The sequence below is a fragment of the Archaeoglobus sp. genome (assembly GCF_017656475.1).
Taxonomy (GTDB): Archaea; Halobacteriota; Archaeoglobi; order Archaeoglobales; family Archaeoglobaceae; genus Archaeoglobus.
On sequence record NZ_JACDNT010000007.1, the window covers coordinates 1 to 22,221 of the forward strand.

Sequence of the window (22,221 nt, forward strand, 5' to 3'; positions counted from 1 at the left end):
CCCATGCAGCTGGTCTGTTATTTTTGGTATAAATAGTTTTGCTCAGAACCATAATCAAAATTCGACTCGAAAAATCAAAGATAATTCTAAAATATCATCTGCCACACCTAACTAAAATGCATGCGAGTGAAAAGATAAAGCGGGTTCTGGAAAAAGCCGGAGAAGAGGGGACTTTACAGAGCGAAATTCCCGGTCTTACTGGTCTGTCCAAATCAACAGTTTCAGAAATTCTTTCGGTGCTTGAGGAGGAGAAGGAGATTGTGAGAAAGAAAGTTTCAGGAAAGTCCTACAGAGTTTGGCTGATCAAATACTCCCCTGAACCTGTAAAAGGTGTGGCAAGAGTCGGAATTTTGAGGGCTAGTGAGTATCCGAGAGTGGTAAGAGCTTCAAGAAAGCTGAACGCCTACATAAGAGTTTACGGGAGCAGCATTGAGCTCACCAAAGACCTCGTTCACAGTATTGTGGATATAGCTGCTTCTCCGTTCATAACACAGGCTTTCTTTGGCATACTCATGAAAAACATCACGATTGTAAGAAAGGTTGCCCTGAATGGTGGAGGACTTGTTTTTTCTGGTGTCGAGTCAGATTACTGGGGGTGTTCTGAATTTTCGACGATGGAAAGAAACCTGAGAAAGTATTTCGAGCTGAAAGGGCTGAAGGGAAAGATTAGGTACTTCAGAAGTCCCGAGAGTATGATTAAGTCTCTTGCAGAGCTAAAGGCAATAGCTATATGGGAGCCTTATTTCACCATGCTTGAGGGAAGAAAGGAGTTATTCAGCGAGCAAATAGGTGATTACCTCTGCTGCACCCTTGCAGTGAACAACAGCTTTGTCGAGCAAAACCCGGATTTGCTGGAGAGCTTCCTCGAAGAGTTTGACAGGGCAAAGGTGGGGAAGAAAGACGGAGAAGTTCTTGCAGAGATGATTGGATTTTCTGAAGAAATCATTACAAAATCATTCCAGAATTACGATTTCTATCCTGAGCAGGAGTTTAAAAGAGAAGAGCTTGAAGAGCTAAGATTCGGTGGACTGGAGGGAGTCATACGCCTTGATTAAGTCACTGAGCTTCAATATGCTCATGAACTCTTTTCCCGACTCCTCTCTGTCAACCACTGCAATTATTCCAACAACGACTGCTCCACTTTCCTCCACCCTCCTTGCTGCTGAGAGTGCAGAACCACCAGTGGTTATGACGTCTTCAACAACCACCACTTTTTCGCCCTCCCTCACCTCTCCTATTCTGTCCCCTTTGACGCCATAGTCTTTTTTCTCCTTTCTGAAGATTACGAGTGGTTTCTTCATCTTCAGCGAGAGCGCAACTGCAATTGGCACTCCTCCGAGCTCAACGCATGCTATTCTGTTGAACTCCAAATCCCTAAGCCTGGCCGCCATGCTTTCTGCAATCATCTCAAGAATGTCGGGGAATGTGGAGGCAAGCTTCACGTCAACATAAACCTTGCTTCTCTTGCCTGAAGACAGCACGAAGTCGCCGAATTTTAGTGCACCTGTTTCAATCATTCTCCTGACCAGAGCATCAACCGACATCACCACGGCACCTCCTTAAGATTTAGCCTGTAGGCAATATAGTTTATTCCGAGGTGGAGAGCAGGGGTTATGACTATGGCCAGAGCGATGATTTCAATTGTAAAGAGCTTCCAGAAGGGAGGGTAAAGGGAAGCTATGAGCAGGGCTATTATGAGAAACGTGAGCTGGTCGAGGATTAGAAGTCTCGCACCCCTTTCGTAACCGAGTCTTCTCTTTATGAAACTTCCGCAGAGGTCTCCAAACATCGCTCCAAAGGCCAGCAAAAACGTAAGGGTGAAGAATTCGTTAAATGGGAGAGACGAGTAGAGGGCAACACCTGAAAGCTTTTCAATAGCAAACTGAATGTTGGCGGTGAAAACACCTCCTGCAACACCTCCTACAAACCCCCTCCAGGTTTTACCATCCCCAAGTATCCTTTTTCCATCATAGAATGTTCTTCCAAAATCTATTGGTGTTCCACCACCAACAAGAACAGCGAAGTTGTTGGGTGTGTAGCAGGGGAGGAGGAGCCAGATTGTTTTCAGAATTAAATCGAGCATGCCTGCTGTTGGAGTCAGATTTTAAAATTTTTTCACAATTGGAGCAGATTGATGGCTGTGAATTCCCACCAAAAATGGCAAAATAAAAATACCAGAAAAATTCACTTCTTAACCTTCCCCATCAGGCTTCTCGCTATTACGATCCTCTGAGCCTCGCTTGTACCTTCGTATATCGTCCCAACTCTCGCATCCCTGTAGTAGCGCTCGATGTCGTACTCCTTGCTGTACCCGTAGCCGCCAAATATCTGCAATGCATCGTAGGTAACCCTTACCGCAGCCTCGCTGGCAAAGAGCTTAGCAGCAGAACTTAAAGCTGGATTTGCCTTACCTTGGTCAATGAGCCAAGCTGCTTTGTAAACGAGAAGCCTCGCAGCCTCTATGTCCTTCCACATGTCTGCAAGCTTGAACTGAATCGCTTGGTGCTCTATTAACGGCTTCCCAAACGCCGTCCTCTGCTTCGCGTACTCTAAAGCCCTCTCGTAAGCCCCCACGGCCATTCCAAGGTGCAAGGCGGCAATCTTAACCCTGCTCTCGTTGAAGAACTCCATAAGCTGGTAAAATCCCCTGTTCTCCTCCCCCAGCAAATTTTCAGAAGGAACTCTAACGTTTTTCAGAGTTATCTCGGCGGTATCGTGGCAGTTCAGCCCCATCTTTTCTATTCTCCTCGCCTCATATCCATCAGTTGACGGCTCAACGATGAAGGCGGATATCCCTCTGTGGGGTGGATCAACTTCAGCAGTCTTTGCGAGGATAATCGTATGGCCTGCAACACTCCCGTTGGTGATGAAGGTCTTGGAGCCGTTTATCATCCACTCCTCTCCCTCTCTGACAGCCTTTGTTCTCATAGCAGCAACATCCGTTCCGCAGTCTGGCTCTGTTATAGCTATTGCCGAAGGAGCTTTTCCCTTTACGACAGGTGGAATGTACTTCTCCTTCTGCTCCTCGCTTCCGTACCGCAGTATCATTGGAACTCCGAGAATTGCCAAATCTACAGCAGTGCCGATGCTGCTGTCCGCCCTTGTCAGCTCCTCGCTGATAATAGCCTCTCCGAGATAATCCATCCCCGCTCCCCCATACTCCTCAGGCACACTCGCCCCAACGTAGCCGAGCTTTGCAGCCTTCCTGAAAATCTCCATCGGATACTCCTTTTTTTCGTCATACTCCTTGCCGTATGGCATTATTTCCTTCTCAGCAAACTCCCTAACTGCACTCTGGAGCATTCTGTGTTCTTCATCAAGCTCGAAGTTCATTTCAACCCCTCCACCTTGAACATCGGAACAACTCTTCTCTTCTTGTCCGGATAGAACGGTTCAGTGGGGAATTCTTTGCCGTAAATACTGACCCTTGCCCCTATTAAGTCCTGCCCTAGCTTCTCAATCTCCTCGTTTGGCAAATCAATCCTTCCGACAATCCATGGCCCCTCATCGAGCTCCACCATTGCGACCGTGTAGGGAGCCTCTTCAGTGTAGCCTGATGGAGCTACGTAGGTTGTGGTGAATGTTCTTACCACTCCCTTCCCGCTCAGCTCTACAGCTTCGAGATTTCTGCTCGCGCAGTTGTCACACGTGGCTTTTGGTGGACAGGTGTAACTGCCACAATCCAAGCATTTCTGGCCTATAACCTTCCCCTCCAGCAGGGCGTTGAAGAAGTCAGCGAACCTCACTCTCTCACCTCCTGTGAATGCTCAAAATCATGTTCACCAGCGTTCCGAAATCCCCTCCGAGCGTGTCGGTCATCCCTGTCTCAGCGTTCTTAACGGGATTCTCCCTGAACTCGCCTCTCAGCTGCTTAACCACAGAATAAACCTGAGAAACTCCGGTAGCTCCGACTGGATGTCCCTTTCCGATCAACCCGCCGTCAGGATTGACTGGCAGGTCGCCATCAATGCTCGTAACCCCATCCCTTACAGCGTAGCATCCCTGACCGTATTCAAAGAACCCCATGGCCTCGGTCGCTATGATTTCTGCGATGGTGAAGCAGTCGTGAATCTCAACAAAGTCTATATCTTCGGGAGTCATCTTCGCTTCCTTGAACGCCATCTCCGCAGCCTTTTTTCTCGGTATGGCCCTGATTATATCCTCTTTCTGCCTGAAAAGCCCTCCAGCAGAAGACTGACCTGTCCCTCTGACGTAAACGGGCGTATCAACCAGATCCTCAGCTATATCAGCCGCAGCGATTATAGCAGCACTCCCTCCGTCGGTCATCGGACAGCAGTCGAGCAGTGTTAGAGGAGAGCTGATCATTCTGGAATTGAGCACGTCCTCAACCTTCAGATCACCAAGCTTCCCGTAAAACTGAGCCTTTGGATTTATCGCGCCATATTTATGGTTCTTGACTGAAACCATCGCCATCATTTCTCTCAGCTCTTCCAGAGGTATTTCGTAGGTCTTGGCGTAGAGTCTCGCAGCAAGGGCGAAAACTCCGGGGAATGTCAGGCCAGCGGCAATCTCGTAAACCCCATCAACGGCTGTTGCCAGAGCCCTCGTTCCTATCTCTGTTCCAGCCGTGTAGAGCCTTTCGCTCCCTCCAACAGCAACAATGTCGTAGTAGTCCGCGGAAACAGCCTTCACTGCCTCCCTGAAGGCCACGCTTGATGATGCACATGCCCCCTCATACCTAATCGCGGGAATCCCCCTCAAACCTATCTCATCGGCCATGAAGCCAGAGAGGTTCCCAGAGCCATCCGTCATCTCACCAACAAAGTTGCCGTAGTATAGGGCCTGAATGTCCTTAAGCTCGATGTTTGACTCTTCAAAGGCCTCAAAAAAGGCCTCGGCAAACAAATCAACAAGAGATTTATCGGGATGCTTCCCGAATTTCGTCATTCCTACTCCTAAAACAGCTACATCTCTCAAGGTTAGCACCTCCTGAATTTTTAATCAAACCTCCTCAAATTCCCCTTCACCTTCCTTCAGGATCATGAGGTAAAGCAGGTAGCTGAGTTTGTTCAGCCACTCAACTGTGAGAAGCCTCACCTTTCCCTCTCTGTAAAGCCTCACAGCCTCCCTCTCAGCTCTCCTCACAACAGCCCTTGCAACGCTTAGAAAAGCTGTAGCTTCATCTTTTTCAAGGATTATGAAGCGATTTGGCTTTTTCACAGCATTTTCAAACTCCTCAACCTTTTTCAGAAGCCACTCTAAGTCCTCTTCTTCCAGCTTTTGGTGAGAGGGCTCAGCTCCAACTGCAAAAAGCCTTTTTTGCACCTCTAGGAGCGTTTCTTTAACTTTTTCATCATTTGAAAAAACTCTCGCAAGCCCTATGAAAGAGTTTGCCTCATCAACTGTCCCAACGTACCAAGTAAAGCTGGAGTCCTTGTCAACAACCTCTCCTTTCCCCGTCCTCGTTAAGGAGCTATCCTTTGCCAGCATTGTGAATGACCTCCTCAACTATCTGCTCTGCAGCGGTGTAGGGGTCCGTCTCACCTTTAAGAAGCTTCATAATCAGGTCTCTGTAGTTGGTTTTCTCCTTCACGAGTTTTATCACGTCGTTCATCACGATTTCAAAGAGTTCCCTCTTAACTCTCTCCCTTCTCCTCTTCTCAATCAGCCCGGATTTTTTCATGTATTCGAAGTGTTCTTCAATTGCGTCTGCAAGCTCCTTTATCCCCTCTCCTCTGTCAGCGACGGTTTTTATAACTGGCGGACTCCACCCCTTCCTCCTTTCAAAGAATTCGCCACTCGCCACTTTTGCTTCATCGGCGTGAGTCATCTGAGAGAGCATCTGCACGCTTTCCTCGTCTAGGGAGAGCATGTACTTCAGCCATCTCTCCACCTTCTCCGCTCCACCGAGATCAGCCTTATTTACTACGTAAATGTCTCCTATCTCCAGAATTCCGGCCTTGTTCACCTGAATTTCGTCTCCCGTCTCCGGCATCATCACAACAACTGAAGTGTCTGCAACCTCTATGATGTCAACCTCACTCTGGCCAGCTCCGACTGTTTCGACAAGAATGACATCAAAGCCGAACGCGTCGAGCAGCCTTACGACGTCTCCCGTCTTTGCAGCCAGACCTCCTGCTCTCCCCCTTGAGCTCATGCTCCTGAAGAAAATTCCCGGATCGGTCCAAAGTGCCTTTCTCGAATCCATCCCGTCCAGCCTGAGCCTGTCTCCGAGCAGAGCACCCCCTGTGAAGGGAGATCCGGGGTCTATTGCTATGATCCCCACCTTCTTCCCTCTTCTTCTGAACTCCTCGGTTAGCTTGCTTACAAGAGTGCTCTTACCCACTCCCGGAAAGCCTGTCAAGCCGACGACGTGAGCCTTTCCTGTCTTTGGAAAAATATGCTTCATTATTTCCTTTGACTCTGGATACTCGTTTTCGACGTAGGTTATTGCCCTCGCCAATGCTCTTCTGTTGCCGGAAAGCAAACCTTCCACAACTTCTTCAGCGTTCATTTCTTCTTCCTCTTTTCAGGCAGTTTTTTCTTTATAAACTCCACAATTTCGGAAATAGGGGTTCCGGGGATGAAAACCTCGTCCACACCCATCTTCTTAAGCTCAACAATATCGTCCGTCGGAATGACGCCTCCAACAAGAATGAGCATCTCGTCCGGATTCCCTCCATATTCCCTGATGTAGTTGATTACCTTTGGCACCAAGGCAAGATGAGCACCGCTGTGCAGGCTTATTCCGACTACATCAACATCCTCATCCACAGCAGCCATCGCAACCTCTTGAGGTGTGCGGTGAAGGCCGGTGTAAATGACTTCAAAACCTGAATCCCTCAGAAATCTCGCCAGAACTTTTGCCCCTCGGTCGTGCCCATCAAGCCCTACCTTCGCCACAAGGACTCTGATCTTCTTCTCCATTTCACCACCTCAGATGATTATTGGCTTTTTGTATGTGCCGTAAACTTCCTTAAGCACACCCATTATCTCTCCAATCGATGCGTAGCACTTCACAGCCTCCATTATCGGAGGCATGACGTTCTCATCGTTTTCAGCAGCACTTCTCAGCCAGTCAAGGGCCACCTTTACTGCCTCGTTGTCTCTCTCAGCCTTAACCTTTCTCAGTCTTTCAATCTGCCTTCTCTGCACTTCGGGGTCGACCTTCAGTATGGGGATCTTCAGCTCCTCCTCAATCGTGAACTTGTTCACGCCAACGACTATTCTCTTGCCCTCCTCAATCTCCCTCTGGTATCTTGCCGCAGCATCCGAAATCTCTCTGACGAAGAAGCCGTTTTCTATTCCTCTCAGCACGCCTCTGAGCATGCTCCCGTCACCCATCTTTCTGATGTCCTCGATGTACTTCCATGCGAGCTTTTCCATCTTGTCCGTAAGCCATTCAACGTAGTAGCTTCCAGCGAGCGGGTCAACAACGTTTGGAATACCACTCTCGTAGGCTATAATCTGCTGCGTTCTCAGAGCTACTCTCACAGCCTCCTCGCTTGGCAGTGCCCAGGCTTCATCAAAGCTGTTTGTGTGCAGAGACTGCGTTCCACCAAGTACAGCAGCCATAGCCTGAATTGTGGTCCTCACCACGTTGTTCAGAGGTTGCTGGGCGGTGAGAGAGCAACCGGCGGTTTGGGTGTGAAACTTCAGCCACCATGAGCGCGGGTTCTTTGCCCCATACTCATCCCTCATTATCTTGGCCCACATTCTTCTCGCAGCTCTGAACTTTGCAATCTCCTCGAAGAAGTCATTATGGGAGTTGAAGAAGAAGCTCAGCTGGGGAGCAAGGCGATCAATATCTATTCCCCTCTCCATTGCAGCCTCCACATATGCCATTCCGTCAGCGATGGTGAAGGCAAGCTCCTGAACCGCTGTTGAACCGGCCTCTCTTATGTGATAGCCAGAGATGCTTATCAGGTTGAACTTGGGAACGTGCTCAATACCCCACTCAAAGATGTCAACGATTATCTTAAGAGATGGCTCGGGAGGCAACACCAAGGTGTTCTGGGCATGAAACTCCTTCAGCATGTCGTTCTGAATTGTTCCCCTTATCTTTTCCTTTGGCACACCCTGCTTTTCGGCAATGGCAACGTACATGGCCAGTATTATCCCGGCCGGTGGATTTATTGTGAAGGAAGTTGAAACCTGGTCGAGAGGGATGCCATCAAAAAGGATTTCGAAGTCCTTTAAGGTATCAACGGCAACACCAACCTTCCCCACTTCCCCGTCTGCAAGGGGGTCATCGCTGTCCACACCCATCAAGGTAGGAAAGTCGAAGGCGGTGCTCAATCCTGTCTCTCCTTCCTCAAGCAGCATCTTCCACCTTCTGTTTGTATCCTCTGCAGTGCCATAGCCTGAGAACTGTCTCATCGTCCAAAGCCTTCCGCGGTACATGTTCGGATAAACTCCTCTTGTGTATGGGAACTCCCCAGGATAGCCTATGTCCTTTATAAAGTCAATATGCTCTATGTCCACAGGATCATAAACAGTCTTGACTTCTATCCCAGAAAGAGTTTCGAACTTTTCCTCCCTCTGCCCAGCCTTTTGCAGCCAAGGTTTCAGACATTTCTCTTCCCATTCTTTTCTCTTCTCATTAATATTCGTCATTGTCCACATGTATCTGTTCTGAAAACTTAAAACTTTTCATTTAATCCAATTCGAATCAAAATTCTTAAATACTATGTAAAAGAATGGTGATTAAAAATGTAGGTAAGGGAGGTTGTTATGAAGATGGAGGAAGTGTATAGAGAGTTTATGGAATTAACGAAGCTTCCGGACAACGAAACGAAAGAAAAGGGCATGGAGGAATTCTTTAAGAAGCTGAACACGATGCAGATGCCAGAGTACTTCAACTGGGCTGAGGAAATATTTGAGGGAGTTCATGTCAAAGACAGAGGAGACCAGAAGGCTTTGATCTGGTCGAACATTGAGACGGGAGAGAAAAAAGAGTACACATACGAGCAGTTTGCTGCTGAAGGGAACAAGATTGTGAACTTTTTGAGAGGGCACGGAGTGGAGAAGGGAGACAGCTTCTACATGATGATCCCCCTCTTGCCTCAAATCTGGTTTGCAACCTTTGCGACAGTTAAGGGAGGGTTCATAGGTGTTCCCACAGCAACAACGATGACTGTCAGGGACTTAGAGTACAGGTTCAAGGTTTATCCACCAGTTGCGATTATGGCTGATGAGAACTCTGCTAAAACGATTGACGAAGCTTTAAACAACGTTGGTGTAGAGCCAAAGGTCAAAATAGTCCTCGGAGACAGGAGTGGATGGGAGAGCTACGACTCTTTGAGCAAAGAAGCTTCGGAGGCAGATGCTGCAAAGACAAAGTGGGATGACATAGTATTCAGCTTCTTCACCTCAGGCACAACGGGGTTGCCAAAGAGAGTGGCTCATACAGCCACCTCATATCCAGTTGGTCACCTCATGACGGCCTGCATCATAAACGTGCAGCCGGGAGATGTTCACAACAACCTTAGTGCTCCGGGATGGGCGAAATACGCATGGAGCACATTCTTCGCTCCTCTGAACGTTGGAGCGACAGCAACCGGATTTTACTACACCAGGCTAAATGGAGACCTCTACCTCCAAGCTGTTTCTGAGTTCAAGGTCAACACCTTCTGCGCCCCTCCTACAGCGTGGAGGCTCTTCATGTTCTCAGATATCGGAAAATACGACTACTCTTTAAGAGATGTTGTCAGTGCTGGTGAGCCTCTTAACCCTGAGCTTTACGAGCAGTGGTTGAAGTACACCGAAACAGAAATCAGAGACTTCTACGGCCAGACGGAGAGCACAGCTATGATCGGCAACCCACCATGGTACAAGGGAGGAAAGATAATTCCTGGATCTTTCGGCAGACCGACTTTCATGTACGATGTTACTCTGGTTGATGACGAGGGCAATGAGATTACAAAGCCCAACGAAGTGGGACATATTGTGGTCAGACTTGATCGCTGGAGACCAATCGGTCTGTTCAAGGAATATATGGGAGATCCTGAGAAAACTGCGAAGGTCTTCGTTGGTAACTACTACTACACCGGAGATAAGGCATTCTTCGACGAAAAGGGATACTGGTGGTTCGTTGGAAGAGCAGATGACGTCATAAAGACCTCCGACTATCGTGTCGGGCCGTTTGAAGTAGAGAGTGCTTTGATTGAACATCCTGCAGTTGCTGAAGCTGCAGTCGTTGGAAGTCCGCACCCCATAAGATACCAGCTTGTCAAAGCCTTCGTGATTCTCGCCCCAGGTTACGAGCCATCGAGAGAACTGGCTCTGGAGCTATTCATGCACTGCAAGAAGATCCTCGCAAGGTACAAGATTCCGAGAATAATCGAGTTTGTACCGGAGCTGCCGAAAACAATCAGCGGAAAGATAAGGAGAATCGAGCTGAGACAAATTGAGGAGGAGAAGAGGAAGAAGGGGGAGAAGGGAGAGCACGAGTACTTCTACGACGACTTCCCGGAGCTAAAATCCTCTTAAATTTTTATTATGGTTAGTGGTGTTTTTTATCACCCTTCTTTCAGCAGAAGAAGCTATCTGACTCAAGGAACAAGGTTGAAGGATTTTCCCGATACTTTTGCTGAGATTGAAAGTCCAAAATTGAGAATTTTTGAATCACCGCCGGTTGATGAAGAGTTGATACTGAAAGTTCATACTGAAGAGCATATCGAGGGCGTTAAAAAAGACCCCCTCTGCTCGACAGCCTGGCATTCTGCTGGTGGAGTCGTAAAGGCGGCAGAAATGGTTTATGCCGGAGAGCTGAGAAATGCATTCTGCTACATTGGAGCTGGAGGGCACCATGCTGGTAGAGACTACTTCTGGGGATACTGCTGTTTCAATGACGTTATATTGGCGATTCAGAACCTCTACGATAAGTATGGGGAGGTAAAGGTGGCCATAATAGACACTGATGCACATCATGGAGATGGAACGAGGGAGCTTCTTGAGCTGCTCGACTTTAAGGTGCTGCATTTCTGTATCTGCAGCAGGAATTACGTCTCGGAAGATGGGCTAAAAATCGACGTGAGTTATTTTGATTACTCTTACAATGATGCCGTTGAACTCTTCTGCGAGAAATGCGTAAACTTCCAGCCTGAGCTCATTTTCTGGTATTTCGGACATGACACGCATGTCGGGGATTATGGGGATGCTGGCCTTACGGTGGAGGATTACGTGGAAATGGCGGTCAAAATAAAACAGCTTTCCGAAGAGGTGTCTGATGGAAAGCTTGTTGTGGTTCTTGGGGGTGGGAGTGACCCTGAGATAGCCAGAACCTCGACATTGGCAGTTATTAGAGTTCTGCTGAATTGACGATAAAAAGACATATTAAGCAGAGGGGCAAATATTGTTTGAATGGCAAAAAGGGAAACGGCAGAATTGAGGTACCTGATAGTTCGCCCCTTAGGTTATCCGCTGAAGGCGAGCTATCATGAATACCCTCAGGTTGACAATCCAAAGGTCTTTGACATTTACGCCAAAGACCAGTGGAAGGGGGAATTTGTCCACAAGGACAAGCTAATTTTCGACATGAGGATGTTTCCCGACTTTGCCTTCGAAGTTGTCGATTGCGATCCACCCTCAGGCTACATTTCAGATTCTACGATAATTCTCGTAGAAAGTGATCCAAGAGTTATTGAGACCGAAATCGTGAGAGATGTCACGCTAGAAGATGTTGTTGGTCAGGAAGAGGCGAAGAGAAAGGCCAAGGTCATTCTGGAGTACCTGAAGAACCCCGAAAAGTTCGGAAAGTGGGCTCCAAAGAATGTTCTTTTCTACGGCCCACCCGGAACAGGAAAGACCATGATGGCAAAAGCCCTCTCTAATGAGGCAAAAACCCCTTTTTTGTCGGTAAAATCGACGAAGCTTATCGGCGAACATGTTGGTGATGGAGCAAGGAGAGTTCACGAGTTGTATGAGAGGGCGAAGCAGCTTGCCCCATGTGTGGTCTTCTTGGATGAGTTCGACGCCATCGCTCTTGACAGGGGTTATCAGGAGATAAGAGGGGATGTATCGGAAATCGTGAACGCCCTGCTGACAGAACTTGACGGCACTAATAGCAACGAAGGAATATGCACAATTGCTGCAACAAACAGAGTTGAGCTGCTTGATGCCTCAATAAGGAGCAGGTTTGAGGAAGAGATAGAGTTCAGGCTGCCAAGCTACGAGGAAAGGTTAGAGATTCTCAGGAAGAACCTTGAAGAATTTCCCATTCCCGTTAAGGCAAGGCTTGAACTGGTAGCAGCAGCATCAGAAGGATTCAGTGGAAGAGATTTGGTTGAAAAGGTAATAAAATCGTCCTTACACAAGGCGATTGCGGATGGAAAGGATAAAATTGAAACCGAAGACTTGCTGAATGCTGCTGAGAAGGTTAAGATGCCATCAAGGCAGCCGCCAAGGCAGATGTTCATCTAACTAAAGATTTCTCTGTATCCATCTCTTCAGCTCGCTTTTCGGCATCGCTCCGACTATCTGGTCTACTGGCTTCCCCCTCTTGAAGAAGATCATCGTTGGTATTGCTGAAATTCCATATCTTGTCGCGATGGTTGGATTCTCATCTGTGTTCAGCTTCCCGAAGACGACCTTTCCCGCATACTCCTTTGCCAGCTCTTCTACAACGGGTGCAATCATCCTGCACGGCATGCACCACTCAGCCCAGAAGTCTACAACCACGTTCTCGTTGCTTTTGAGCGTTTCGTCGAAGTTCGACGAGTTCAGGTTTACAGGAGAGCTCACAACCTTTTTAGCCTTCTCCTCCCCACTCATTTTCTGCACCATCTCCCTGATTTTTTTCTGCCTGATTAACTCTAACTCGTCCATGATTTAGACTTTTTGATTTCTTGTTAAATGACTTTTGCGGTTTTGACCAAATCTGTAAAACTCACGTTCCGAACACAGCAGCCCTCAATATCTCCAGAATGTTGATCCCACTTGCCTGCAGAAACAGATTCAGCACGGCACCGATTATTGCCCCAACAATCAGAGCTGAAAGCACTCTCACCTTTATTATCAAAATCAGCGCTATGACCAGCATTACGAGTGTTGAGGCCATGCCAAGCTGCGAAAGCTGAGTCTGAGCGTCGCTGACAACATCACTCATAAGGCTGAGAAGTGTCGCTATACCACTGAGACCGAACAACAACCCCACAACAAGGCCAATCAGAGTTACGCTTGTCTCACCCATGGAAGGAGTTGCTTTCAAGAATTAATATTTTTTCTCCAACATCTCCTCAAGTCTCCTCCTCATTGCAGAATTCTTCACCTGTCCTACTGCCGAAACTATCTCCTCCTTGAGGTCAACCTTCTCCCTCTCAGCAAGCTCCATGAGAGCCAGAGCCCTGTAGTAGGGGTCTGGAATCATCCTTGCAATTCTGAGGCTCTCAGGATAGAGCTTTTTGAGAGCTAGTCTTTTTAGTGATGCAGAGAGCAACCTTGCATCCGAGATTTTGGCAGCAAAATTCATGTCTCCCGTTTTTTCAAGAATTATACAGTAGGCTATGTCTCTCCTGTAGGGGCTATTGATCATCTCTGCCACCTCCGGAAGGGGGGTTTTGCTGCGTTCAACTATTAGCAGAAGCTCCTCATCACTCTCAGCAGTTTCTACTGCACTTTTCAGGTACTCCAGACTCTCCGTGATGTTGTGAAGGACAACAAATCCGAAAATTCTTGCTTCTCTATCCTCAAGACTTCTAACTACTTTCTCTGCAAGCTCAACATCCTTTTCTGCTATTTTCTCCACCTTCTCGGCGAGCTGCAAATCCCTGAGTTTCCTCTCCACATGTACGGTTGGAAAAAGGTAAATATTAGGTTTTTGAGCTATTGTTATGAAGGTGCTTATACTCGTGGAAAACGATTTTGAGGATCTTGAACTTTTCTATCCGCTCTACAGGCTCAGGGAAGAGGGTTATGGAGTAGATGTTGCCTCATCTTCGCTCGATGTCAGGGTGGGAAAGAAGGGCTACCAGATTAAGCCAGATTTGAGCTACGAGGATGTCAGAGTGGAGGAGTACGCTGCACTGGTTATTCCCGGTGGAAAGGCGCCTGAAAGGATCAGGATAAATGAGAAGGCTGTGGAAATAGTCAGGAGATTTCTGGATCTCGGAGAGCCTGTAGCTGCAATCTGCCACGGCCCACAGCTTTTGATATCTGCCGGAGCTGTCAAAGGTAGAAGGATGACGTCCTGGATTGGTATAAGAGATGACTTGATAGCTGCAGGGGCGGAGTATGTTGATGCCGAGGTTGTTGTTGATGGCAACATAATAACCTCCCGCATGCCCGATGACCTGCCAGCTTTCTGCAGGGAACTCATTAAAATGCTGAAGCGATACTGATATAAACACAAATACACCATTAAATCCAAGGGCCCGTGGCTCAGCATGGATAGAGCGACGGCCTTCTAAGCCGTAGATCGCGGGTTCAAATCCCGCCGGGTCCGCTTTTTGGTTTGATTTTTTGAATGGGGGGCCCGCACCTCAATGCTTAGCCATACAATCTGATAATCCTTAAGTACCCCAACCTGAATTCTGAGGACATGGAGAACGTGGAACTGCTGATAGAAGCTCTTCCATACATAAAGGATTTTCACTCTACGACGATGGTAATCAAGATTGGCGGTCATGCGATGGTTAACGACACAATTCTTGAAGATACGATCAAAGATATAGTTCTCCTTTACTTCGTTGGTATAAAGCCCGTTGTCGTTCACGGCGGGGGGCCTGAGATTTCCGAAAAAATGGAAAAATTTGGTCTGAAACCCAAATTTGTTGAGGGGCTGAGAGTGACGGATAAAGAGACAATGGAAGTCGTTGAGATGGTTCTTGATGGAAAGGTAAACTCCAAGATCGTAACAACCTTCATAAGAAATGGCGGTAAAGCTGTTGGGTTGAGCGGAAAGGATGGATTGCTGATAGTGGCCAGGAAAAAAGAAATGAGGATGAAGAAGGGTGAGGAGGAGGTAATTGTTGATCTCGGCTTTGTCGGTGAAACTGAGTTAGTAAATCCTGAAATAATAAGAATTCTGCTGGATAACGGATTCATCCCAGTCGTATCTCCCGTAGCGACTGATCTCAGCGGTAACACTTACAACCTCAACGCAGATGTTGTTGCCGGAGATATTGCCGCTGCTCTGAAGGCCAAGAAGCTCATCATGCTAACTGACGTTCCTGGACTTCTCAAAAATCCAGAGGACAAGTCAACGCTAATCTCGAGAATCAGCCTTTCAGAGCTTGAGGAGATGAGAATTAAAGGTGTTCTTAAAGGTGGAATGATACCCAAGATTGATGCCATCATCAAAGCCCTTAAAAGCGGTGTTGAAAAAGCCCACATCATCGATGGTTCCCGCCCCCACTCTATACTTCTCGAGCTTTTCACCAAAGAAGGAGTAGGGACGATGGTGGAACCGTGATATCGGCGAAGCTCGGAATGCAACCAGACGTAAGGCATTCACCAAAAGATGCTTTTGAGTTTGCCGCAAACAATGGGTTTAGCCATGTAGAAATTCTCATGGATCACCCCTTCTACTCTGTCGAGAACCTGAGCTTCGCTGAGGTGATTGAGCTTAAATGGAGCTACGACCTCGATCTTCTAATTCATGCCCCTGCAACGAGCACGAACTTCATTTCGATAAGCGAGGAGATGAGAAAGGCGAGTTACAAGGAAATGAGCAAGGTTTGCTACTTCGCAGATAAGTGCGGGGCAGAGGTTGTGACCTTCCACATCGGCTGGAATCCGGCTTTCATCAACAACGGAGAGTTTTACTTTAACAAGGAGCTGTTTGACAGGCACAATGAGAGTGTTTTGTTGAACGAATTTCTTTCCTTCATTAAAGCCTGCCCGGTACAGCTCGCTCTGGAAAACACGATTATGATAGAGGACGGACTGGAGAGGGCTTTGAATGAAATAATTAGAACAACAACTCTTGGTTTGACCATAGATGTTGGCCACTATAACATTCGTGAAAACCCATTTTTCCTCAAAAACTTTGACAGAGTGGTTAACATGCACCTCCACGACAATGACGGAAAATCAGACTTACACCTCGCTTTGGGCAGGGGCAGTGTTGACCTAAAGAGGTTTAACCTTAACAAATACACAGGTTTTTTAACCATCGAGACGAGAGAGGAAAAGTCCATACTTGAAAGCAGGGACTACCTGCTGAAGGTGATTCTATGAAGGCGCGGGAAGTTGAGTTTGAAGGCCATTTGATCGATTCAATGATATTTACCAAGGCACTTGACATAATACTCGACCTTGAGGGCGAGTTCGAAATTCTGGAGTTCAGAGTTGGTAAAAAGAAGGATGATCCAAGCTATGCGAGAATGATAGTCTTTGGGAGGGATGATGACCATCTTGAGCAGATTCTGAAGGAGCTTCACAAAATCGGTGCCAGAATCCCCGACGTTGAGGAGGTTGAGCTTGCTGAAGCTCCTTCTGACAAAGTTCTTCCTGAAGGCTTTTACGTTACAACCAACCATCCCACCTTTGTCAGATACCATGGAGAGTGGCTTGAAGTACAGGACATCAGCATGGACAGGGTTATAGTCATAAGGGATGGAAAAGCTTACTGCATTGCGATTGATGAGGTGGTCAAGGGAGACAAGGTGGTTGTTGGCGAGAAGGGTGTAAGGGTTGTCCCACCAGAGAGACCGAGGAAATCCACCGTCTTCGAGTTCATGGGAGGGAGAATTTCCTCCGAAAGACCGACTGAGAGAATGATAGAAGCGATTGCGAGGGAGATACACGAACTGAAACTAAAGGGAGGAAAGATCGCAGTCGTAGCCGGTCCGGCAGTCGACCACACCTCCGCCAGAAATGCCCTTGCAGCCCTGATAAGGGATGGTTATGTCGATTTACTCCTGTCAGGGAACGCTCTGGCTGTGCACGACATAGAAATATCAATCTTCGGCACTTCTCTCGGAATGGACATCTGCAAAGGCAGACCCGTGCCTGGAGGGAACAGGCACCACCTCTACACCATCAGCAAAGTTATAGCTGCCGGAGGAATTGCAAAGGCGATAGAGAATGGCATAATAAAAGATGGAATCATGTACGAGTGTGTTAAGAACAACATTCCCTTCATCCTTGCCGGCTCAATCAGAGATGATGGACCCTTGCCTGAGGTCATCACAGATGTGATGGAGGCAAAGAAGAAGATGAAGGAAGCTCTCAGGGGAATAGACATGGTTATCATGCTGGCAACGATGCTCCACAGCATTGCCGTCGGCAATCTCCTCCCATCTTACGTCAAAACCATCTGCGTCGACATGAACCCTGCCACCGTCACGAAGCTTATGGACAGGGGGACGCATCAGGCCATCGGAGTTGTTACAGACGTCGGCCTCTTCCTGCCACTGCTCTACCAGAAGATAAAGGAGCTTGAAACTAAAGAGTGAAGAAGAACTCGACGAATTTTTTGCAAAGCTCGTTATGAGCTTTTATCTTTTCCCTGCTTTCTTCTATAATCTTCCTTTTCTCGTCCTCACTCAACGTTTTCTCTCTCGAAACCCATTTTTCGATGAGTTCAAAGGTCATCTCGATGTGGAACTGCATCGCAAAAGCCTTATCTACGATGAAACACTGGTTTCTCACCTCTTCTCCCTCATAAATCAACCTCGCATTCTCCGGCAGGTCGAAGGTGTCTCCATGCCACTGAAAAACCTCAATCTCTTCTGGCAGAGGTACATCAGCTATTCTCCTTACTTTCCTCCACCCTACTTCCCTGATGTAAGGATAAACTCTCGCTCCCAAGGCTGCGGCGATTAGCTGTGCACCAAGGCATATGCCAAAAACGGGTTTATCTCTGTACATCTTTCTGACTAACTCCATCTCCCACTTCAAAAACGGATACTTCTCCGCCTCGTAAACCCCCATAGGACCCCCAAGAATTACAAGCGCATCAAAATCCGCAATTTTTGGATTTGAATAGGCTTCGACGTAATAGAACTCAACTCCTTCCTTGCTGAAAATTTCTTCAAGGTATCCGAGACCTTCTGCCGGATGGTTCTTAATGGCGGCAATTATCATGAAGCAGTAAATGCAAAATTGAAAGTAAAGTTTTTGTTTTGCTTTAGCAATTAGATGTTGCATGCGTTCAGCCATTGCGATACTGCTCTTAGCACTAATAGGACTCGCATCCTACCACACGGTTATGAGCCAGGTAAATATTCAGGACAATCAGGTTAAATCGGTGAACCTCGTGGATAAAAAGCTCACACTGAAAGGATTCGACAATCCAACGGTAAGGATTGGAGGATGCGGTGAGGAAGTTGTAATAAAAGGAAGCTTTGTTGAGATTCCTTTAAATTGCAGCAACGTGAGTATTGAAGTTTATTCGAACGGTAAGCTAGCCTTCACCGGCACCTTTTCTCTTAACCCTTGAAATCAGCGAGGCAAAAACCGCCGCACCAAATCCGTTGTCTATGTTCACCACTGCAACACCTGAAGAGCAGCTCTGAAGCATCGCAAAAAGTGTTGTTATCCCACCCAAGTTGACTCCATACCCCACTGATGTTGGAACCGCTATTACCGGCACATCAACGAGGCCTGCTATAACTGACGGCAGAGCACCTTCCATTCCCGCAACAACGATTGTGCTGTCCACATTCTCCTCCCTGATTGCCTTGACAGGCTCAAGGATTCTGTGCAGCCCTGCAACGCCTACGTCGTAAAATCTCAGAACCTCAAGGCCTAAAAACTCAGCCGTTACTGCTGCTTCTTCAGCCACCGGAATGTCAGAAGTTCCCGCGGTTAGAATTGCAACCTTTCCCGTTTCAGCAGCAATTGGCTCACCGACTATGGCTATTCTTCCTCTTTCGTTTATCTTTACCTCCTTGAAGCTTTTTAAGGCATCAATCTGTTCCTCTGTTAATCTGGTAACAAGAGTCGACTTTCCCTCCTCAATGAAGCGCCTTACTATCTTCACCAGATCGTCGACACTCTTTCTCTCTGCGAAAACTGCCTCCGGCTTTCCAGCCCTGCTCAGTCTGTCAAAGTCCAGATTTGCCAGATTCTCCAAATCGTCAGCTCTCCTCATGGTACTCCTGTATCGACTTTACAACCATCTTTTTCGACTTTACAGCCTCAATTGCCCTCACTGCCGCCAAAGCACCTGCCATCGTCGTGATATGGGCTATGCCGTAATCCACCGCCGCCCTCCTTATCATGTAGCCCTCAGTCCTGCCCCTCTTGCCGGAAGGTGTGTTGATGATGAGATCAACCTGCCTGTTGACTATCGTATCCAGAATGTTTGGTCTGCCCTGGCTGATTTTGAGGACGAGTTCTGCTTCAATACCATTCGCCACCAGATAGTCTCTTGTGCCGTCAGTTGCGATTATTCTGAATCCAAGCTCCTTGAACTTCTTTGCAAGGTATATTAGCTTTTCGTTCTTGTCCTTTCTCCTCACGCTTATAAACACGGTCCCCTCCAAGGGTAGCTTCATTCCCGCAGCAAGCTCGGCTTTGTAGAACGCAAGCCCAAAGTCGTAGTCTATGCCCATAACCTCTCCGGTAGACTTCATCTCCGGACCAAGAACCGGGTCAACTCCGGGAAGCTTTATGAATGGAAACACTGCCTCCTTCACCGCCACATGCTTGAGTTTAAGCTTTTCCTTAACTCCAAGCTCCCTGAGCTTCTTGCCCATCATAAGCTTTGCCGCAATCTTTGCCAGCGGGATACCGGTAGCCTTGCTTACGAACGGAACGGTCCTGCTTGCCCTCGGATTAGCTTCGAGAACGTAAACCTTTCCGTCCTTCACGGCATACTGAATGTTTATTAGCCCAACAACGTTCAGTTCGAGGGCCATTTTCCTCGTGTAGTCAACTATGGTGCTGAGTGTTTCCTCATCCAGCGACACGGGTGGAAGAACACATGCCGAATCGCCGCTGTGCACTCCAGCCTCCTCTATGTGCTCCATTATACCCCCAATCACAACATCCTCACCATCGCAAAGCGCGTCCACCTCAACCTCAATTGCATCCTCAAGGAACTTGTCGATGAGAATGGGCTTTTCAGGGCTGACCTCCAGAGCCTCTGTAATGTACCTCTCAAGCGTTTCCTCATCATATACAATTTCCATCGCCCTCCCGCCAAGAACGTAGCTCGGCCTCACCAATACGGGGAAACCAATCTTTCTGGCTATCTCCTTTGCCTCCTCAAGACTGTGGGCTATGCCGTTTTCGGGCTGTGGAATGTTGAGCTTCTCAAGCAGCGCAGCAAACCTCTCCCTGTCCTCTGCGATGTCGATGGAATCAACTGAAGTGCCCAGGATTCTCGCCCCACTCCCTTCAAGCTCCCTCGCGATATTGAGAGGGGTCTGACCGCCAAACTGCACTATGACTCCTTCAGGCCGCTCGTTTTCGTAGATATTCATCACGTCCTCGTGTGTAATCGGCTCAAAGTACAGCCTGTCAGAAGTGTCGTAGTCTGTTGAAACTGTCTCAGGATTGCAGTTTACCATAATCGTCTCGTATCCGTCATCCTTCAGGCTGAATACTGCATGAACACAGCAGTAGTCAAACTCTATGCCCTGCCCAATTCTGTTCGGCCCGGCACCGAGAATCATCACCTTTTTCCTGTCGCTCCTTAAAGCTTCGTTCTCGTCTTCGTAAGTGGAGTAGTAATAGGGTGTCTTTGCCTCAAATTCCGCCGCACAAGTATCGACCATCTTGTAAACCGCCCTCAGCCCCTTCTCTTTCCTCACCTTTCTGACTTCTTTTTCTGTTGTGTTGAAAATTGTGGCAAGCTGTCTGTCTGAGTAGCCGAGCTCCTTGGCTTTCTTCAGAATTTCTTTCGGAACCTCGTTTATTTTCATTCTCTCTGCAATCTGCTTCAGCTTTTCCTCAAACTCCACGAGGTTCTTTATCTTCTCTATGAACCACGGGTCAATCTTCGTCAGCTCGTAAATCTCCTCAACACTCATCCCCCTCTGCAGAGCGTAGCGGATGTAAAAGACTCTGTTAGCATTTGGATACCTCAACCCATTTCTTATCTCTTCCATTGTAACTTCCCTGTCTTTTCCATCACAACCCAGCCCGTATCTTCCGATTTCGAGGCTCCTTATTGCCTTCTGCAGCGCCTCTTCGAAGGTTCTGCCAATGGCCATAACCTCTCCCACGCTCTTCATCTGGCTGCCCAGAACGGGGTCGGCAGTCGGGAATTTATCGAACGCGAACCGCGGAATCTTAACCACAACGTAATCGATTGTGGGTTCAAAGCTTGCAGGCGTTTCCTTCGTTATATCATTTGGTATTTCATCGAGTGTATAACCAATAGCCAGCTTTGCCGCTATCTTGGCTATTGGGAATCCAGTAGCTTTCGAGGCTAAAGCTGAAGACCTACTGACTCTCGGATTCATCTCGATCGCAACAACCCTGCCGTTTTCGGGATGGACGGCAAACTGGATGTTGCTACCCCCCGTCTCGACTCCAATCTCCCTGATTATCTTGATGGCCGCATCTCTTAGATACTGATATTCAACATCCGTCAGGGTTTGGGCTGGGGCGACTGTGATGCTATCCCCCGTATGAACACCCATCGGGTCGAAGTTCTCGATTGAACAGATTATGACGACGTTGTCCGCAAGGTCTCTCATAACCTCAAGCTCGAACTCCTTCCAGCCCAGAACCCCTTCTTCAATCAGTACCTGGTTTATCATTGACAGCTTAAGCCCCTTTGACGCAATCTCCTTAAGCTCCTCCCTGTTGTAGGCTATCCCACCGCCAGTACCTCCGAGAGTGAACGCCGGCCTGACAACCACTGGATAGCCAATCTTGTCCGCAATGGAGAGTGCTTCAGCAACATCGCTGGCCACATCGCTCTTCGGCACTTCTAAGCCAATCTTTCTCATCGACTCTTTGAAGAGCTCTCTGTCTTCTGCCTTCTTTATCGCCTCAAACTTGGCTCCGATCAGTTCGACACCATACTTTTCCAGAACTCCCATTTCGGTGAGCTGGACGGCAAGGTTGAGTGCTGTCTGCCCACCGAGAGTTGGGAGGAGGGCGTCGGGAGTTTCTCTTTCAATTATTTTCGCCAAAATTTCTGCATCAAGCGGTTCGATGTAAACTCTGTCCGCCATCTCCGGGTCGGTCATGATGGTCGCGGGATTGGAGTTGACAAGCACAACCTCATAACCCTCCTCCCTCAAGGCCTTGCAGGCCTGACTTCCTGAGTAGTCAAACTCGGCAGCCTGGCCTATCACAATCGGGCCGCTTCCTATGACCATGATTTTCTTAATATCCTCTCTTTTCGGCATTAAC

24 protein-coding genes and 1 tRNA gene are annotated in these 22,221 nt (G+C 47.9%); 10 read left to right on the plus strand and 15 right to left on the minus strand.

Translation table 11 applies throughout. From position 1 onward, the window contains the following. Nucleotides 1-116 precede the first annotated feature (116 nt). Nucleotides 117-1,055, plus strand: coding sequence for a hypothetical protein (locus tag H0Z19_RS03125; RefSeq protein WP_290723730.1), 939 nt, complete (start codon nucleotides 117-119; stop codon nucleotides 1,053-1,055). Here the strand turns inward: H0Z19_RS03125 and pyrE are convergent. From pyrE to H0Z19_RS03170, 9 genes are all read right to left on the minus strand, one after another. Continuing rightward, the gene (gene pyrE, locus H0Z19_RS03130; protein ID WP_290723911.1) at nucleotides 1,014-1,544 is read right to left on the minus strand and encodes an orotate phosphoribosyltransferase; all 531 of its coding nucleotides are present in this window, start codon (nucleotides 1,542-1,544) and stop codon (nucleotides 1,014-1,016) included. The genes H0Z19_RS03125 and pyrE overlap by 42 nt on opposite strands. Next, entirely contained in the window at nucleotides 1,544-2,083 is a 540-nt protein-coding gene (locus H0Z19_RS03135; RefSeq protein ID WP_290723732.1) for a CDP-2,3-bis-(O-geranylgeranyl)-sn-glycerol synthase, read from the minus strand. Before H0Z19_RS03135 ends, pyrE begins: the two co-directional genes overlap by 1 nt. 101 nt (nucleotides 2,084-2,184) lie before the next feature. Further along, a complete protein-coding gene (locus H0Z19_RS03140) occupies nucleotides 2,185-3,333 on the minus strand; it encodes an acyl-CoA dehydrogenase family protein (RefSeq protein WP_290723734.1) in 1,149 nt (382 codons plus the stop codon). Beyond that, nucleotides 3,330-3,746: a Zn-ribbon domain-containing OB-fold protein gene (locus H0Z19_RS03145; protein WP_290723736.1), complete on the minus strand. Its 417-nt coding sequence runs from the start codon at nucleotides 3,744-3,746 to the stop codon at nucleotides 3,330-3,332. Before H0Z19_RS03145 ends, H0Z19_RS03140 begins: the two co-directional genes overlap by 4 nt. Before the next feature lie 4 nt (nucleotides 3,747-3,750). After that, nucleotides 3,751-4,947: a beta-ketoacyl synthase N-terminal-like domain-containing protein gene (locus H0Z19_RS03150; RefSeq protein WP_290723740.1), complete on the minus strand. Its 1,197-nt coding sequence runs from the start codon at nucleotides 4,945-4,947 to the stop codon at nucleotides 3,751-3,753. A gap of 15 nt (nucleotides 4,948-4,962) precedes the next feature. Further along, nucleotides 4,963-5,451 (minus strand): ATP:cob(I)alamin adenosyltransferase, encoded by a 489-nt coding sequence (locus tag H0Z19_RS03155; protein WP_290723743.1) that lies wholly within the window; start codon nucleotides 5,449-5,451, stop codon nucleotides 4,963-4,965. Continuing rightward, nucleotides 5,435-6,475: a methylmalonyl Co-A mutase-associated GTPase MeaB gene (gene meaB, locus H0Z19_RS03160; RefSeq protein ID WP_290723745.1), complete on the minus strand. Its 1,041-nt coding sequence runs from the start codon at nucleotides 6,473-6,475 to the stop codon at nucleotides 5,435-5,437. Before meaB ends, H0Z19_RS03155 begins: the two co-directional genes overlap by 17 nt. Then, the gene (locus H0Z19_RS03165) at nucleotides 6,472-6,888 is read right to left on the minus strand and encodes a cobalamin B12-binding domain-containing protein (protein ID WP_290723747.1); all 417 of its coding nucleotides are present in this window, start codon (nucleotides 6,886-6,888) and stop codon (nucleotides 6,472-6,474) included. The genes meaB and H0Z19_RS03165 overlap by 4 nt, the downstream gene beginning before the upstream one ends. A gap of 9 nt (nucleotides 6,889-6,897) precedes the next feature. Further along, the gene (locus H0Z19_RS03170) at nucleotides 6,898-8,586 is read right to left on the minus strand and encodes a methylmalonyl-CoA mutase family protein (protein ID WP_365892279.1); all 1,689 of its coding nucleotides are present in this window, start codon (nucleotides 8,584-8,586) and stop codon (nucleotides 6,898-6,900) included. A gap of 108 nt (nucleotides 8,587-8,694) precedes the next feature. On the opposite strand from H0Z19_RS03170, the gene H0Z19_RS03175 reads away from it, so the two are divergent. The 3 genes from H0Z19_RS03175 to H0Z19_RS03185 are packed head-to-tail and all read left to right on the plus strand — an operon-like array spanning nucleotide 8,695 to nucleotide 12,384. After that, entirely contained in the window at nucleotides 8,695-10,452 is a 1,758-nt protein-coding gene (locus tag H0Z19_RS03175; RefSeq protein WP_290723751.1) for an AMP-binding protein, read from the plus strand. A gap of 9 nt (nucleotides 10,453-10,461) precedes the next feature. Continuing rightward, nucleotides 10,462-11,283, plus strand: a complete 822-nt coding sequence (locus H0Z19_RS03180) for a histone deacetylase (protein WP_290723752.1) — start codon at nucleotides 10,462-10,464, stop codon at nucleotides 11,281-11,283. A 42-nt stretch (nucleotides 11,284-11,325) separates the two neighbouring features. Next, complete coding sequence (locus tag H0Z19_RS03185) at nucleotides 11,326-12,384, plus strand: AAA family ATPase (RefSeq protein ID WP_290723755.1); 1,059 nt, start codon at nucleotides 11,326-11,328, stop codon at nucleotides 12,382-12,384. Here the strand turns inward: H0Z19_RS03185 and trxA are convergent, their stop codons facing one another. From trxA to H0Z19_RS03200, 3 genes are all read right to left on the minus strand, one after another. Next, on the minus strand, nucleotides 12,385-12,789 hold the full coding sequence (trxA, locus tag H0Z19_RS03190) for a thioredoxin (RefSeq protein ID WP_290723756.1): 405 nt from the start codon (nucleotides 12,787-12,789) through the stop codon (nucleotides 12,385-12,387). Between the two features lie 61 nt (nucleotides 12,790-12,850). Next, nucleotides 12,851-13,153, minus strand: a complete 303-nt coding sequence (locus H0Z19_RS03195) for a hypothetical protein (protein ID WP_290723758.1) — start codon at nucleotides 13,151-13,153, stop codon at nucleotides 12,851-12,853. A 21-nt stretch (nucleotides 13,154-13,174) separates the two neighbouring features. Further along, nucleotides 13,175-13,747: a hypothetical protein gene (locus H0Z19_RS03200; protein ID WP_290723760.1), complete on the minus strand. Its 573-nt coding sequence runs from the start codon at nucleotides 13,745-13,747 to the stop codon at nucleotides 13,175-13,177. 46 nt (nucleotides 13,748-13,793) lie between these two features. Here H0Z19_RS03200 and H0Z19_RS03205 point away from each other — a divergent pair, with 46 nt between their 5' ends. From H0Z19_RS03205 to H0Z19_RS03225, 5 genes are all read left to right on the plus strand, one after another. Beyond that, nucleotides 13,794-14,300: a type 1 glutamine amidotransferase domain-containing protein gene (locus H0Z19_RS03205; RefSeq protein ID WP_290723762.1), complete on the plus strand. Its 507-nt coding sequence runs from the start codon at nucleotides 13,794-13,796 to the stop codon at nucleotides 14,298-14,300. Nucleotides 14,301-14,329: 29 nt separating this feature from the next. Then, nucleotides 14,330-14,404: transfer RNA gene (locus H0Z19_RS03210), tRNA-Arg, on the plus strand. 96 nt (nucleotides 14,405-14,500) lie between these two features. After that, nucleotides 14,501-15,373: an acetylglutamate kinase gene (gene argB, locus H0Z19_RS03215; RefSeq protein WP_290723764.1), complete on the plus strand. Its 873-nt coding sequence runs from the start codon at nucleotides 14,501-14,503 to the stop codon at nucleotides 15,371-15,373. Beyond that, complete coding sequence (locus H0Z19_RS03220) at nucleotides 15,370-16,140, plus strand: sugar phosphate isomerase/epimerase (RefSeq protein WP_290723766.1); 771 nt, start codon at nucleotides 15,370-15,372, stop codon at nucleotides 16,138-16,140. Before argB ends, H0Z19_RS03220 begins: the two co-directional genes overlap by 4 nt. After that, nucleotides 16,137-17,360 carry a TIGR00300 family protein gene (locus tag H0Z19_RS03225; protein WP_290723768.1) on the plus strand — a complete coding sequence of 408 codons (1,224 nt, stop codon included), beginning with the start codon at nucleotides 16,137-16,139 and terminating at the stop codon, nucleotides 17,358-17,360. The genes H0Z19_RS03220 and H0Z19_RS03225 overlap by 4 nt, the downstream gene beginning before the upstream one ends. Here the strand turns inward: H0Z19_RS03225 and H0Z19_RS03230 are convergent. After that, on the minus strand, nucleotides 17,350-17,991 hold the full coding sequence (locus H0Z19_RS03230) for a gamma-glutamyl-gamma-aminobutyrate hydrolase family protein (RefSeq protein WP_290723770.1): 642 nt from the start codon (nucleotides 17,989-17,991) through the stop codon (nucleotides 17,350-17,352). The two genes, H0Z19_RS03225 and H0Z19_RS03230, sit on opposite strands and share 11 nt — an antisense overlap. 61 nt (nucleotides 17,992-18,052) lie before the next feature. Between H0Z19_RS03230 and H0Z19_RS03235 the strand changes: the two genes are divergently transcribed. Further along, the gene (locus H0Z19_RS03235) at nucleotides 18,053-18,346 is read left to right on the plus strand and encodes a hypothetical protein (protein ID WP_290723772.1); all 294 of its coding nucleotides are present in this window, start codon (nucleotides 18,053-18,055) and stop codon (nucleotides 18,344-18,346) included. Here the strand turns inward: H0Z19_RS03235 and larB are convergent. Together larB and carB are read right to left on the minus strand one after the other, a co-directional pair. Then, nucleotides 18,311-19,000: a nickel pincer cofactor biosynthesis protein LarB gene (larB, locus tag H0Z19_RS03240; RefSeq protein WP_290723774.1), complete on the minus strand. Its 690-nt coding sequence runs from the start codon at nucleotides 18,998-19,000 to the stop codon at nucleotides 18,311-18,313. The genes H0Z19_RS03235 and larB overlap by 36 nt on opposite strands. After that, complete coding sequence (gene carB, locus H0Z19_RS03245) at nucleotides 18,987-22,217, minus strand: carbamoyl-phosphate synthase large subunit (protein ID WP_290723775.1); 3,231 nt, start codon at nucleotides 22,215-22,217, stop codon at nucleotides 18,987-18,989. Before carB ends, larB begins: the two co-directional genes overlap by 14 nt. Nucleotides 22,218-22,221 lie beyond the last annotated feature (4 nt).